Origin of the sequence: Lacticaseibacillus yichunensis (genome assembly GCF_003946405.1) — a bacterium.
Lineage (GTDB): Bacteria > Bacillota > Bacilli > Lactobacillales > Lactobacillaceae > Lacticaseibacillus > Lacticaseibacillus yichunensis.
Map to the genome: position 1 here is coordinate 19,920 of NZ_RHOG01000034.1, position 12,783 is coordinate 32,702.

The 12,783-nt window shown below is 58.7% G+C and carries 14 protein-coding genes; 1 reads left to right on the forward strand and 13 read right to left on the reverse strand.

What is annotated here, in order from left to right; all coding sequences use genetic code 11:
* Nucleotides 1-45: 45 nt before the first annotated feature.
* The 11 genes from EKM95_RS09640 to EKM95_RS09690 form a co-directional block, all read right to left on the reverse strand.
* A complete protein-coding gene (locus EKM95_RS09640; protein WP_125697905.1) occupies nt 46-900 on the reverse strand; it encodes an NAD(P)H-binding protein in 855 nt (284 codons plus the stop codon).
* A 191-nt stretch (nt 901-1,091) separates the two neighbouring features.
* A complete protein-coding gene (locus EKM95_RS09645; protein ID WP_125697907.1) occupies nt 1,092-2,510 on the reverse strand; it encodes a DHA2 family efflux MFS transporter permease subunit in 1,419 nt (472 codons plus the stop codon).
* A 302-nt stretch (nt 2,511-2,812) separates the two neighbouring features.
* Complete coding sequence (locus EKM95_RS09650; protein WP_125697909.1) at nt 2,813-3,853, reverse strand: zinc-binding dehydrogenase; 1,041 nt, start codon at nt 3,851-3,853, stop codon at nt 2,813-2,815.
* 168 nt (nt 3,854-4,021) lie between these two features.
* Nucleotides 4,022-4,768 (reverse strand): SDR family oxidoreductase, encoded by a 747-nt coding sequence (locus EKM95_RS09655; RefSeq protein ID WP_125697911.1) that lies wholly within the window; start codon nt 4,766-4,768, stop codon nt 4,022-4,024.
* Nucleotides 4,765-5,091: a carboxymuconolactone decarboxylase family protein gene (locus tag EKM95_RS09660; protein ID WP_125697913.1), complete on the reverse strand. Its 327-nt coding sequence runs from the start codon at nt 5,089-5,091 to the stop codon at nt 4,765-4,767. Before EKM95_RS09660 ends, EKM95_RS09655 begins: the two co-directional genes overlap by 4 nt.
* The gene (locus tag EKM95_RS09665) at nt 5,091-5,519 is read right to left on the reverse strand and encodes a cupin domain-containing protein (protein WP_125697915.1); all 429 of its coding nucleotides are present in this window, start codon (nt 5,517-5,519) and stop codon (nt 5,091-5,093) included. The genes EKM95_RS09660 and EKM95_RS09665 overlap by 1 nt, the downstream gene beginning before the upstream one ends.
* Entirely contained in the window at nt 5,516-6,043 is a 528-nt protein-coding gene (locus EKM95_RS09670; protein WP_125697917.1) for a flavodoxin, read from the reverse strand. The genes EKM95_RS09665 and EKM95_RS09670 overlap by 4 nt, the downstream gene beginning before the upstream one ends.
* A 139-nt stretch (nt 6,044-6,182) precedes the next feature.
* Entirely contained in the window at nt 6,183-7,082 is a 900-nt protein-coding gene (locus EKM95_RS09675; protein WP_125697919.1) for a LysR family transcriptional regulator, read from the reverse strand.
* 36 nt (nt 7,083-7,118) lie between these two features.
* Nucleotides 7,119-8,465 (reverse strand): MATE family efflux transporter, encoded by a 1,347-nt coding sequence (locus tag EKM95_RS09680; protein ID WP_125697921.1) that lies wholly within the window; start codon nt 8,463-8,465, stop codon nt 7,119-7,121.
* Between the two features lie 408 nt (nt 8,466-8,873).
* Nucleotides 8,874-9,878, reverse strand: a complete 1,005-nt coding sequence (locus EKM95_RS09685; protein ID WP_125697923.1) for an amidohydrolase family protein — start codon at nt 9,876-9,878, stop codon at nt 8,874-8,876.
* Nucleotides 9,879-9,988: 110 nt separating this feature from the next.
* On the reverse strand, nt 9,989-10,567 hold the full coding sequence (locus EKM95_RS09690; RefSeq protein WP_125697925.1) for a TetR/AcrR family transcriptional regulator C-terminal domain-containing protein: 579 nt from the start codon (nt 10,565-10,567) through the stop codon (nt 9,989-9,991).
* 117 nt (nt 10,568-10,684) lie between these two features.
* Between EKM95_RS09690 and EKM95_RS09695 the strand changes: the two genes are divergently transcribed.
* The gene (locus EKM95_RS09695) at nt 10,685-11,326 is read left to right on the forward strand and encodes an NAD(P)H-binding protein (protein WP_125697926.1); all 642 of its coding nucleotides are present in this window, start codon (nt 10,685-10,687) and stop codon (nt 11,324-11,326) included.
* 135 nt (nt 11,327-11,461) lie between these two features.
* On the opposite strand, the gene EKM95_RS09700 is transcribed toward EKM95_RS09695, so the two are convergent.
* Both EKM95_RS09700 and EKM95_RS09705 read right to left on the reverse strand, forming a co-directional pair.
* On the reverse strand, nt 11,462-11,977 hold the full coding sequence (locus EKM95_RS09700) for a nitroreductase family protein (RefSeq protein ID WP_125697928.1): 516 nt from the start codon (nt 11,975-11,977) through the stop codon (nt 11,462-11,464).
* Between the two features lie 70 nt (nt 11,978-12,047).
* Complete coding sequence (locus EKM95_RS09705; RefSeq protein WP_164510169.1) at nt 12,048-12,692, reverse strand: hypothetical protein; 645 nt, start codon at nt 12,690-12,692, stop codon at nt 12,048-12,050.
* Nucleotides 12,693-12,783: the final 91 nt, after the last annotated feature.

The following is a 12,783-nucleotide window of genomic DNA, read 5'->3' on the forward strand; positions in this document are numbered from 1 at the left end:
GCCCCCTTGCCGTTGCGTTCAGTATACCGTTTTGCGAAGCCGCTGTCAGGCCGTGGCCAAAACAACCTTGATGGCATCGGCCAGTGAGGTCAGTGGACGGCCGAGCACCGTGGCCAGATCATCGGTCGTGCCGGCGAGTTGACCCTCGCGGATCAGCGTTTGAAACGAGGTGACGAGCGCCGCGGTGCCGGCATCCAGCCCAGCTTTTTCCAGTCCGGCTTGATAGGCAGCGTCATCAACGGCGACGACTTGCACGTTGCCATCGATGGCCGCGGCAAGATCTGCGTAAGTCCGCGGCGCGCCGGAAAATTCATAGATGGCTTTTGGCGTCTGCGTCAAAAGGACCCGCACCGCGCCTTCTGCGTATTCGCGTTCGAGTGCCCAGCCCGCCTGGCCAGCACCGGCGGAATAAACAAACGGTTGGCCGGCCGCCCCGGCAGCAAGTGTCGCGGCTTCATTCTCAAGATACCAGTTGTTACGCAGGAAGCTATGCGCAAGGCCGGCGTCTTCGATCATCTTTTCCGTGGCGCGGTGATCGGCGGCCAGTGGCGTGGTCGACGTGTCCGCATGCGGAAAACTGGTGTAGGCGATGTACCCAACACCGGCCGCTTTCGCCGCGGTCACCACGTTTTGATGTTGCGCAGCGCGGGCAAGCTGGCCCCCTGGCTGAGATGAAATGAAGAGTAATTTGTCCACGCCCTGAAGCGCTGCCGTCAATGTGGCTGGCTGCTCATAATCCGCCTGGCGCACTGCCACGCCGGCCGGGACGAGTGCCGCGGCCTTTTCTGTGTTGCGGGCCAGCGCGATGATCGTCGCATCGGCCGGTGCCAACGCCTTGAGTTGCTTGATGGCGGCCTGGCCAAAATGACCGGTCGCACCTGTGATCGCATATGTTGTCATCAATAAAGATCTCCTTTTTATGTGCCAATCAAGTTACTTTTAACGTAACCTGTTGTTTACATAGTAACACCATCAAAGAAGCCGTCAACCTGTATTTTTAAAAATCACAGACAGTGTGCACCAGATGCGCGCACCGCCACCCGTTTTTACGCAGAAAAAAAACCAACGTCGCCGCTGGTTTTTCCGCAAAGCTATTCCCGCTGACCGGCCGGCGCCGCCTGGACCCGAAAGGCCATCAGAAAGCCCGCCGCCGCGATGATCAGGACAAACACGAACCCAGCATGGATCCCGGCGTTCACCCCGGCCGCGCCAGTCTGCGCCGCCATCCCGCTTGCCAGCAAGCTCGTGGCGATCGCGGTCGCCAGCGCGCCGATGATCTGTTGAAGCGTGTTCAAGATTGCGCTACCATCTGCGCTGAGGCGACCCGGCAGGCTGTTCAGCCCGTATGTCTGCGCCGGCGACATCGCAAGCGGCGCGCCGATCATCAAGACCACATGCCCCAGAATCAAGACCCAAAGTGGACTCGACCCGGTGCTACTCAGCAGGACCAGCACCCCGAGCGCCGCGATGAAAAAGCCAATGCGTGCGGGCCATTTCGCCCCATAATTGTCATACAGTCGTCCGGCCACGCCGGAGACGACCGCGTTCACGATGCCACCTGGCAACATCGCGAGCCCCGTCATCGCGATTGGCAGGCCGACCACGCGCTGCAGATACATCGGAAACAGATACATCGCGCTCAAGATCAGCCCGAAATCCAGCATCACCAAAACCGTCCCAGTGGTGAACCGCGCCGAACTGAAAACATGCAGATTGAGAATCGGCATCTCAAGCTGAAGCTGGCGGTGCGCATACGCAGCCAAGACGATCAGGCCGATCGCCAACGTGCCGAGAACCTTACCGGATAGCCAGCCGCTGTCCGAGGCCATCGAGGCGCCGAGCACGATCGCCGCAAAGCCGACCGTGCTTTCGCCGATCGACAGCCAATCGATCGGCGTTTTCGTCTGTTGATAGACATTGTCCAGATACAGCGCGACAAAGCCAAACGCAATGAGCAAAAATGGCACCAGCACCCAGAAGATCGCGTGCCAGGACGCCTTGGCCAGCAGTAGCCCGGTCAAGGTCGGGGCGATCGCCGGGGCAAACATGATGACCAGCGCCGCCAGCCCCATCACGGTGCCCAGTTGATGCGGCGCGACGATCTGCATCGCCACCGAAAACATCAGTGGCAACACCAGCCCCGTGCCGATGCCCTGAATCATCCGGCCAACCAGCAACACAGGAAAACTGGTGCTGGTCGCCGCGATCACCGCGCCCACGATGAAGGCACCAAGCGCCACCAAGACGATCTTTTTCGTCGTCGCCCATTTGGTCAATAGACTCGATAGTGGCATGAAGATACCGATCACGAGCATGTACCCGGTGATCAGCCACTGCGCCGCCCCAGCCGTCACGCCAAGCGCGCTGGTGATCGTTGCCAGGGCGATGTTCAGCGAGGTCTCCGAGAACATCCCCACGAAGCTGCCGATCATCAAGCCGACCATCGCCAGCGCCGGATGTGCGACAATGACTCGCGCCCTTGAGAGTGCCTGAGATTGTGTGATTTCCATAAAGAGAATGCCATCCTTCCATGCGCCTGTTTTTGCGCAAAAAAATAGTCCAAAAATGGGCTACAGAGTTGAGTCGCTGCGCGAAAGCCATACCCAGCGACGATCCTATTCGGCCAGCGCACTGGGCGCCGGCATCATGTTGATCACCTTACCAGAAAAATTCGGGCGGCGTAAGCTTTTTTTCAGATAAGCGTTTGCGGAAAAAAGTGGCCGGCGCACTCGACTTACTGCGCACGCCGGTCACTTCCTCCACGACTTACTTTGTCACGCCCGATTATCGAGCGCCTCGCTTTTTTCGCGACCTACTTTGCCACGACCAGCAACGACTTGATCGCGGTGCGCTGGTCCATCGCCTCATAGGCATCCTGAATCTGATTCAGGGCAAACCGCTTGGTGAACACTTTGCCCGGCTCGATCTTGTGATCCAAGACCGCCTGCAACAACACGTCGCGATCATAAGTCGTCACATTGGCAATCCCGCCGCGCAGGCCGACATTTTTCCAAAACAGGTCGTTCGTGTTCATTTCCGCTTTTTGCGGAATGCCAACGCGGCCCACCACGGCCCCGGCGCCGGCGACGCGCACCGCCGTTTGGACGGAGAGCTCGGTGCCGACACATTCCAGCACCGCATCCGCGCCGGCGCCATCGGTCAACGCCATCACTTCAGCCACGGCATCATCGCCACGACTCGCCACAATATCCGTCGCGCCAAATTCACGGGCGAGCTTCTGGCGGTCTTCGTGGCGGCTCATCGCGATGATGCGCGTTGCCCCGCGCAACTTGGCGGCGATCACCCCGCACAACCCAACGGCCCCGTCACCCATCACGACTACGGTGTCGCCGGGCTTGACCTCAGCGCTGGCCGCCGCGTGATAGCCGGTCGCCATCACATCCGCCAGCGTGACGAAGGACTGCAACATCTCCTCCGAGTAATCGGCCGGCTGCCCCGGAATTTTCACCAGCGCCCAGTTGGCATTGGTGAAGCGCAGGTACTCGCCTTGATAACCGGGATTGGCGCCTGGCTCGCGGTTCATGCAATTGCCATCAAAGCCGGCGCGGCAGGCGGCACAATGCCCGCAGCCGTGGGTGAATGGTGCGATGACAAAATCGCCAGGCGCCACCTGATGGACATCGCTGCCGACGGATTCAACGATGCCGATTGCCTCGTGGCCGACCGTGGTATCGGCGGGCCGCTGCTCGAGCCCGCGGAACCACCACAAGTCCGAGCCGCAGACACTGGCGCGCACGATCTTGATGATCGCATCCGTCGATTTTTCGATCACGGGCTTGTCGCGGTCCTCGATCACGACTTGGCCCGGTTGTTTAAATACAGCAACTTTCATGGGGAAAAGACCTCCGATTTTAATTTCGATAAGAGTCGGGCTACGCGGGGCGGGGCTGAGACGTCTAGCTGGCTCGTGCACTCGAGGCAAAGTGCGCCTCAAGCACCCGAGCCAAGCTACCCGCTCACACCTATACGCCCCGCGCCGCCCTTATTATACCAGTTACGCTTACCACGGCTGGGTGGTCGGGCCGATCGTGAATTCGGAGACATTGGTGTCTTCCGGCTGGTCGATGGCAAACGCGACGACGCTGGCCACACGCTCCGGGGCGATCTGGTACTGATCGTATAGCGCGCCCATCCCCGCCGCCACCTGCTTGTCCGTGATCGTGGTGAGGAGCTCGCTGCGCACAGCCGCGGGATAGATTGTCGCGGTACGGATGTTGGTGCCTTCCTGCGCCGATACCATCCGTAGCACTTCCATCAAGTCCTTCACCGCAAACTTGGTCGCCCCATACACCGCCCCGCCTGGATAGGCCTTGAGCCCAGCCACGCTGGACGTGACGATGAACTGGCCATGGCGCTGGCTGGTGAAAATTAGCAACGCCGCCGCGATGCCATTCAACACGCCCTTAAGATTCACATCAACCATCGCGGCCCACTCATCTGTTTTGAGTGCGGACAGCGGCGAATTCGGCATCAAGCCGGCGTTTAAAAATACTACATCCAGTCCGCCAAACCGCGCTTGCGCCAGCGCCACCAACGCCTGATTATCTGCCGGCACGGTCACATCGCACACCTGATACGCCGCCTGGCCGCCTGCCGCTTCGATCTCGCGGGTGATGCGGGCTAACTTGTCCTCCCGCCGCGCGCCCAGCACGACCTTGGCCCCGTCTTTAGCGAGACGCTTGGCCGTCGCCTCCCCGATGCCACTGGACGCCCCAGTGATCACAACCACTTTGTTTTGCATCGTCATTTTGCTTCCTCCTCATACACGTTTTTCACCAGCGAAAATGCGGACCAGGCTTTCGGCCAGCCAGCATAAAACGCCAAGTGGGTGATCATCGCCACGATTTCTTTTTCCGTCAGGCCATTCGCCTTACCGATGCGCAGGTGGGCCTCGAGCTGCGGAAACAGCCCCTGGCTCATCAAATTCGCGCAGGTGATCAAGCTCCGGTCGCGGGCGGACAGCTCATCTGTTTTCGCCCAGACCTCTCCGAACAACACGTCATCATTCAAGGCCGCAAACTGCGGGGCGAGTTCGCCCAATTGATCGCGGCCAGCTGTCTGTTTTGCCATTAGTCTGCCTCCTCTTCCAGCGCGTCGTACTGCGCATCGCTCACCGGCTCGAGCCACTCTGGCGTCCCCGCGGTGATCGCGATGTGCGCAAACCAGCTGTCCTTCGTCGCGCCGTGCCAGTGCTTCACACCATCATGAGTGACGACCACATCGCCGGCATGTAGCTTGCGCGCCGGCTGCCCGGCCTCCTGGTACCAGCCCTCGCCGCCAGTCACCAGCAGAATCTGATACCCATCATGGTGAATATGCCAATTATTCCGCGTGCCCGGCTCAAACGTCACCACGCCGACCCCGACATTGACCGCCGGATCTGCCACCAGCGACTGCAAGTAACTCGTCCCGGTGAAAAATTGGGCGTAGGCGGCATTTTCTGGCCCGCGTGGGAAGATCACACCATTTTTCACTGCTTCATTGTTTTGACCTGTCATTTCGTTGCCTCCATTTCACATTTCGTGCACGCCAGCCAGTTGGCCAGCGCCGTGTCTGATTTTTCCGCGCGCCCGCCGCGAATGGCCAGGCCCCGCGTCACCTGATTGGCCGGCAAAAGTCGGCGCAGCGTCGCCATACTGTTGCCAAGCCCGCTACCTTCGTGCGTGACAAACGGGCTGATCGTGACGCCTTGCATCGCTTTTTGGGTCAACCAATGCTGCACCAGCGGCGGGACATCCCCGTTCCAAATCGGAAAGCCGAGGAAAACATGCTGGCCGGTGAGCTGCGGCACCGGCTCAGCCAACGCGGGCCAGTTTCCGCTGGCGAGCTCCTGCTTGGCCCGCGCCACCAGCGCTTCATAGGCGGCCGGATAAGGGTCGGCTGCCTTGAGCCACTGCACAGGCGCGTGCAACGTCGCCGCGAGCTTGGCGGCGACCAGCGCCGTGTTGCCCACGGTTGTTTCTTGGACCACCCCATCGCGCCAATTCGGGCTGGTGAGGGAAAATACGATAATATCTGCCATGGTTGCCTCCTGAAAAATGTCCCTGAGAACCGTGTGCCTCCACACCCTGAATCAAACAGCGCCCGGTAACAGCTCCTCTTTACGAGAACCATGTTACCGAGCGCTTCACTCGAACACCAATGCTTATTCTGAACATCCATTATGCTTTTGAGGCATGACCGCCGAACGCCTCTTGGAACCGGCGCAACAATTCCTGTGCGACTGGGGTCAACACCCGCCCCTGCCGCCAGACCAGCACACAATGCGTGGCCAGTGCCGGCGCCAGCGGGATGAATCGAATCGCGTCACTTTGATAGCGGCCCAGCGCGCCTTCGATCGTCAGGGCCGACGCCGTTTGATTTTCGATCAGCGGCAGCGCGTTGAAAATCAAATTGTGATTGCCGATCACATTCAGTTTGGCGACATCATCCTCAAGCCAGTCGCCCAGCAATTTTTGCACACTAGCGCGCCCCGGCATCATAAGCGGAATGCCGATCAAGTCGCCAGCCGTGATCGCCGTTTTTTGCGCTAAAAAGCTCGCGGCCGCCGTGGCGAGGCCCCAGCGCTCCAGCCGCGGCAGACGCAGCGTGTGGTATTTCTCCGTCGCGACCGGCTCAAGCAAGATCGCCAAGTCCTCCAACCCCTTGTCCAGCCGGTCCTGAATAATATCGCTGGTGCCCGTGAACACCTCAAACGACACCGCCGGATAATCCGCGATCATCTCCTCCAGCAGCATCGCCAACGTGTCCGAATTATCCGCCTCGACGCACCCGATATTGATCTTCCCCGCGAACAGCTCCTGGCGCCGCTGGGCAAAATCATGCGCCGTGTCATCAGACAGCGCCAAGATTTCCCGCGCTCGGTCTTGTAAAAATAGGCCGGCGTCAGTCAAAACGAGGTGGTTGCCGCTACGCTCAAATAACGCGGCGTCTAACTCCTCCTCAAGTAGCCGAAGTTGGCGACTCAGCGTCGGTTGCGTGATGTGCAGCACCAAGGCCGCCTGAGAGATCGTGCCCTCTTCGGCGATGGTCAAAAAATACCGTAGTAAGCGCAGTTCCATGCAGACCCCTCCTCTTTCTGCTCATCATCCCACAACTCAGACCGCGCGCCCACCTTTTTCAAGCGCGGCCAGATCAAACGTGCGCCGGTACAGCACCAGGCCCAACGCAAAGGTCAACGCATCGGCAACCGGCTGCGCCCACACGACGCCCGTGAAGCCAAACGCCGCGGCCAGCGCGATCAACGCCGCCGCAAACAGCACCCCTTGCCGCGAGATCGCCATGAGTAGCGCCGGCAGTGGCTTGCCTGTCGACTGGAAAACGGTGGTGAACACCAAGATCGCACCGATCAATGGCGTGGTCAAAAGCAGCGCGCGCAACATCACTGTGCCCATCGAAACGATTGCCGGCGCGCTCATGAACGCGGCGACCAATGGCTTTGCCAACAACATGATGACCGCCCCGGCCACCAGCGCATAACCGGCCTCCACTTCAAAATCGAAGCGCAACACGGCTCGCAATCGGGACCAATTTTTCGCGCCATAACAATACCCGATCAGCGGCTGGGTCCCAAAGGCAAAGCCGACCATGATCAGCATCACCACCATGTAGATCTTCTGGGCAATGCCCATCGCGGCCACCGCATCGGCGCCAAACCGCGCAAGATAATTGTTGAGCAGCATCATCCCAAAGCTTTGCATGAAATTGGTCAGCGACGCGGGGATGCCGATGCTGACAACGGCCCAAAGCGCGCTGCGCGTGGCATGCGCCTGCCGCACATTGAGCGTCAGGACGCGGGCCTTGGTGTGCATGAACCACACCAGTAGCGACGTGTTGACCACATAGCCCAGCACATTGGCGAACCCAACGCCCATCGCGCCCCAATGCAGGCCAAACAGAAAGATTGGATCCAGCACGATCGTCAGCGCCGTGCCCGCCAGCGTCGCGATCATCGACTGCTTCGCCAGCCCCTCGGTGCGAATGATATTACCCGGCACCAACGACACGATGATGAACACCGCCCCAAGCGCGAGCATTCGGTAAAAATCAGCCGCATAAGAATACGTGGCGCTGGTCGCCCCCATCAGGTGCAGAAGAGGCCGCTCAAACACAAGCATCACCGCTGTCAGGACCACGCTGAAGGCAATCGCCGCGTAAAAACAAAACGCGGACAATTCCGCGGCGGTGCGGTGATTCTGCTGGCCCATCAGGCGCGAGATGATGGCCGACCCGCCAAGGCCAAAGATGTCGCCCACCGCGAGCATAAACGAAAACAGCGGCGCGCCGATCGCGATGCCGGCGACCAGATTCGCGTTGCCAGTCTTGGCCACAAAAAAGGTGTCCGCGAGGTTGTAGACCATGCTGGCAACCATCCCGAGCACCACTGGCAGTGCTAACTGCATATACGCCTTACGAACGGGCGCCTTTTCAAAAAGATTATCCATTCCTATCACTCCTCACTCGATCGGTCTCTCGCGAGGGGTCGCTTGCCGGATCTGTTTGTCTTCATGGTAGCACAGGATTCGGGGAACTCATGAAAAAAGTTAGGCGCTCATTGTGAATATAAACGCACGGTGGTGCTCCGGGCAGAAATGGCTGGCGACCGAAGTAGAGTGGAAGGCAAGCTTTAAGCCCGCAAAAGGCGCGGTCTTAAAGCTTGCCTTCGGTGTAAGCGGCTTTGCCGCTTACACCGAAGAGGGGGCTGAGCCATTTCTGCCCTCCGCACTCCCTCACATCCAGCACTCAAATTTTGATAGCTTACCTGTTTCGATTACTGGAAGAGTCGCGATTATAGTCAGTCAACCGATTCATCCTGTCACGATTAGCCGACCATCAACCTTTTCGTCAGGCAGTTATTTCAGATGCAGCAATTTTTCGGCATTGCCTGATGCGACTTTCACCTGCTGCACCGGGGTCAGATCGTCCGCGGTCAAAAACGCCTGCACATTTTGAGGCTGCTTGTAGGGATAGTCGCATGCCATCATCAGGTGGTCCTCGCCCATTTCATCGAGCAAAAAGCGCAGCTGCGGACGCGTCAGCATTCCGCTCGGTGTCACCCAGACGTTTTCGCGGTAATAGTCGGAAAATGCTTTGCGCAGGCCGGCGTGCGGCGTGAATTCGTCATCGAGCCGCTCGAGGAACAGCGGCACCAATTCGCCCCAATGGCCCGAGATCAACTTCAGGTTCGGCAACTTGTCGAAGATGCCGCTGGCGACCATGCGCAGGACCTGCACGCCGACGTCCATGTGCCAGCCGTAACCGGCCGAAGACAGGATCCCCGTCACCACGTCCGCCCACTGATCGCTGGCAAAATAGTGTGAGGTAACCTCACCCGAGATGAACGACGGGTGAAAATAGACTGGCACGTCCAGATCACTCGCAGCCTGAAAGATTGGGAAGAAAAACGGGTCATCAAAGAACTTGCCGCCGAAGTTACCTTTAATCAACACCCCGCGCAAGCCCTTTTCTTCGACCGCCCGATGCAGCTCTTTGGCCGCCGCCTGCGGATCTGCGACCGGCAAAACGGCGAGCGCCGCAAACCGGTCCGGATGTGCCGCAACCACCGCCGCCAGATCATCGTTCGCTTGCTGGCACAACGCGATGGCCTGAGCAGCCGAGAGATTCTGCGGCTGGGCGTTGCCAAAAGAAAGCACCTGCATCGCAATGCCCTGCGCGTCCATATAGGCCAGCCGCGGCCCCGTGACATCCTGCATCGTTGTGGGATCAGGCAGCTCTGTTGCCATGTAGTGCCGCATCCCCTCACTCAGCTTCGGCACCGGGGCTTGGCCGCCACTTTGCGCGATTGCCGCGGTGATGTCAGGAAATTCAATATGTTCCTCCAAAGTGATCACACGCATGTGAACACCGCCTTTCACTTGTACTCACATTTATCCTAGTCATCGGCAGAGGAAAAGAAAAGTCCAAACAGAATCAAAATGTCCCGTTTGAGCAACCTCGTTTGCAGCCATCACGCCGGCGTGCTGCGTGGCGACGCAGGCTTGAGCCGCTGCAACAGACCGTTAAACTGATCCGCTAAATATTGCTGGAGCTGTGCGGTCTCCTCCGCAAGCGGCGCAGGGTTCGCCGCCAGCAGCCAGGCTTTGATCGCGGCGACCATCCCGGCCGCCAGCACATTTTTCAAGAATGTCAGGTCGGCGGTGTCGAGCGTGAGGTGTTCGGCCTTTCCCATATCATGCAGGATGTCGCCGAACATCGTCGCAAAGTGCATCTTGATCACCTCGGCTGGCGCATTTTGCACATCGAGCATCAGGACTTGCCGATAAAAGGCGTCGTTCGCCTGAAAATATTGCAGGATGCGCGCGACGGTTTGTGGCCAGTAACGATACGTCCGGCAATAGGCCGCGGCGCTGTCGACTTCTGTTTGGTAGATGTAAGCCAGCACATCGTATTTGTCTCGGAAATGGTCGTAAAATGTCTGCCGGCGCAGGCCTGCTTCCTGCATGATCGTCGTGACCGTGATCGCACTGAACGGACGCGTCAGCACTTCTCGTTTGGTCGCCGCACAAATTGTTTCTTTGGTTGTCATCGTCTGCCTCCAATCGTAGTGTACCACCGCACAGCCGGACAAAACGGGGTGATTGTCCGTTTTCCTTATTTTTCGTCAGTGGTATGCTGAAGGCGAAATGAGAAAGGAAGTCATCCAATGACAAACGTTTTGATTTTAGGCGCGCATGGCCAGATTGCCCGGCTTGCGCGGAAACAATTGATCAACGAAACAAATGCGTCCCTCACCCTATTTTTGCGGGACGCAAGCCGAATCAAGAATGTCGATGCGACGCGGGAAACAGTGATCGACGGCGATGCCACAGATATTGCGGGGCTGACCGCCGCGATGGCCGGCATCGATATCGTGTACGCGAACCTTGGCAATCGCGGCATCGAGGCGCAGGCCAAGGCCGTGGTCGCCGCGATGGACGCGGCCGGCGTGAAGCGGCTGATCTGGATCTCGACGCTCGGCATTTACGACGAGGTGCCCGGCGCGTTCGGCAAGTGGAACCACGACCAGCTCGACGGCGGCTATTTGGAGCCATACACTGCGGCCGCGGCGGTCATCGAGGCGGCCGACCTCGCGTACACGATCATTCGGCCGGCCTGGCTGTCCAACAAGTCCGTGGTCGATTACGAGCTGACGGAAAAAGGCGAGCCGTTCAAAGGAACCGAGGTGTCTCGCCAAAGCGTCGCAGATCTGGTCGTCAAATTGATTGAAGACCCGACTGCCCATGTGCGCGGGTCGCTGGGCGTGGATCAGCCCAACACGGACGGTCCGAAGCCTTCCTTCTATTAAAGTGGCAAGCCATTGAAAAATCGGCAGGCAGCTAATTCCGATTGATAGGAAAAACGCAGAGACAGTGAAATAAAAAAGGCAGTCACTCGAATTGAGCGGCTGCATTTTTGTATCGGTTAGCTGAATTCTGATCGATCACTCGAGGATGGTCGTTGCGATGCGCCCTTTTGGCATCGTGCGGGCCGGATAGTCTTCACTGCTGACACCAACCACGAGGCCTGCGACCGGCGTGCGATCTGCGGGGATGTTCAACTGTGTTTTCAGCGATGGATCCTTTGCAAATGCCTGAAGCGCACCCCAGATGTGGCAGGCGCCGAGGTCCAGCGCCACCGCCGCCAAGTTGATGTTTTGCACCACTGTGGCCGCGTTTGAATAAGCCATGTTGTCGCTGGCCGTGCCGGTCAACGGTGTCGAGACGACGAAAAATGCCGGTGCGCCGTATAAAATGTTGGCGTTGCCTGCCGCCTCGCTGATTGCCGCCAGCAATGCCGGCTTTTGCACCACTGTCAGGGTCAGATCTTCATACCGTCCCATTGCGACTGGCGACGCATATGCCGCCGTCAAAAGTTGTTCCGTTTGCGTCTTGGTCAACGGTTCGCCGGTATACGTGCGCACCGATTTGCGATTCACGATCGCAGTCATCACATCCATCTCAACCGCCCCTTTCTAACGCTTCCATTGTATCATCACGGCCTGTGCGTGACCCACTTTTTCCGGCATGTCACAGCGAGAGATGGCGGGGGTTTGCAGGTGGAGATAATGGCGCGGGGGTGGCGGGCGAATTTTGTGCTGATTTTGAAACTAAATCCGATTCTGATTCTGCTTTCGATTCTGATTCTAATATCGATTTCGATTCTGATATCGTTTCCAATTTTGGCGCTAGTTTTAGATGTGAGTCGGATCTTACTTCAGCAGTTGATTCCGTCGATGGTCTGGCCGAATCGTCGGGCTTAACCGCCTCTGTTGGTTTTACAGGTTCGATTGGTTTCGCCGGCGTCACCTGATCTGTGGGCTCGCCGGGCGTCGGGGCTTTGGCATGTGCATCTTCACCACCCACCGGCCCCGCCGCCTCTGTCTTCGCGCCGGATCCACTTTCTGACACTGGCTTGGCTTCAACCGTCTCCGTTTTCTCTTGCCTCCGTCGCAATGCCTTCGCCGCCGCCACACTGCGCGACGCGATCATCGGCTCGTCGCTACCCGCCTGAATGCGCGCATAGGTCGCCATGACTTCCGGGTCCTCCTGCTCGCCGACCTCACGCGGCTGCCAATGCTGTGCCCGCCACTCCTCTGGCAGCGCTAACGTGCTCAACAGCGGCAGGCCCTGATGCTGGCGAAAAGCGCGGTCTTCATTCAAAGTCCGAAGCAACTCATATCGATAAATAGTGGCTGTTCAACTAGGCCACCATATTCTTGGTGCTGGTAGTAAATTTGTACCGGAAACGATAGGTTTGCCCGTC

What these genes read in the sequence shown, in the direction of transcription:
- EKM95_RS09700 (WP_125697928.1), bottom strand. Translation starts at nt 11,977, where the DNA reads ATGGATGTGATGACTGCGATCGTGAATCGCAAATCGGTGCGCACGTAT.
- EKM95_RS09660 (WP_125697913.1), bottom strand. Translation starts at nt 5,091, where the DNA reads ATGGCAAAACAGACAGCTGGCCGCGATCAATTGGGCGAACTCGCCCCG.
- EKM95_RS09640 (WP_125697905.1), bottom strand. Translation starts at nt 900, where the DNA reads ATGACAACATATGCGATCACAGGTGCGACCGGTCATTTTGGCCAGGCC.
- EKM95_RS09695 (WP_125697926.1), top strand. Translation starts at nt 10,685, where the DNA reads ATGACAAACGTTTTGATTTTAGGCGCGCATGGCCAGATTGCCCGGCTT.
- EKM95_RS09650 (WP_125697909.1), bottom strand. Translation starts at nt 3,853, where the DNA reads ATGAAAGTTGCTGTATTTAAACAACCGGGCCAAGTCGTGATCGAGGAC.
- EKM95_RS09675 (WP_125697919.1), bottom strand. Translation starts at nt 7,082, where the DNA reads ATGGAACTGCGCTTACTACGGTATTTTTTGACCATCGCCGAAGAGGGC.
- EKM95_RS09655 (WP_125697911.1), bottom strand. Translation starts at nt 4,768, where the DNA reads ATGACGATGCAAAACAAAGTGGTTGTGATCACTGGGGCGTCCAGTGGC.
- EKM95_RS09670 (WP_125697917.1), bottom strand. Translation starts at nt 6,043, where the DNA reads ATGGCAGATATTATCGTATTTTCCCTCACCAGCCCGAATTGGCGCGAT.
- EKM95_RS09645 (WP_125697907.1), bottom strand. Translation starts at nt 2,510, where the DNA reads ATGGAAATCACACAATCTCAGGCACTCTCAAGGGCGCGAGTCATTGTC.
- EKM95_RS09690 (WP_125697925.1), bottom strand. Translation starts at nt 10,567, where the DNA reads ATGACAACCAAAGAAACAATTTGTGCGGCGACCAAACGAGAAGTGCTG.
- EKM95_RS09665 (WP_125697915.1), bottom strand. Translation starts at nt 5,519, where the DNA reads ATGACAGGTCAAAACAATGAAGCAGTGAAAAATGGTGTGATCTTCCCA.
- EKM95_RS09685 (WP_125697923.1), bottom strand. Translation starts at nt 9,878, where the DNA reads ATGCGTGTGATCACTTTGGAGGAACATATTGAATTTCCTGACATCACC.
- EKM95_RS09680 (WP_125697921.1), bottom strand. Translation starts at nt 8,465, where the DNA reads ATGGATAATCTTTTTGAAAAGGCGCCCGTTCGTAAGGCGTATATGCAG.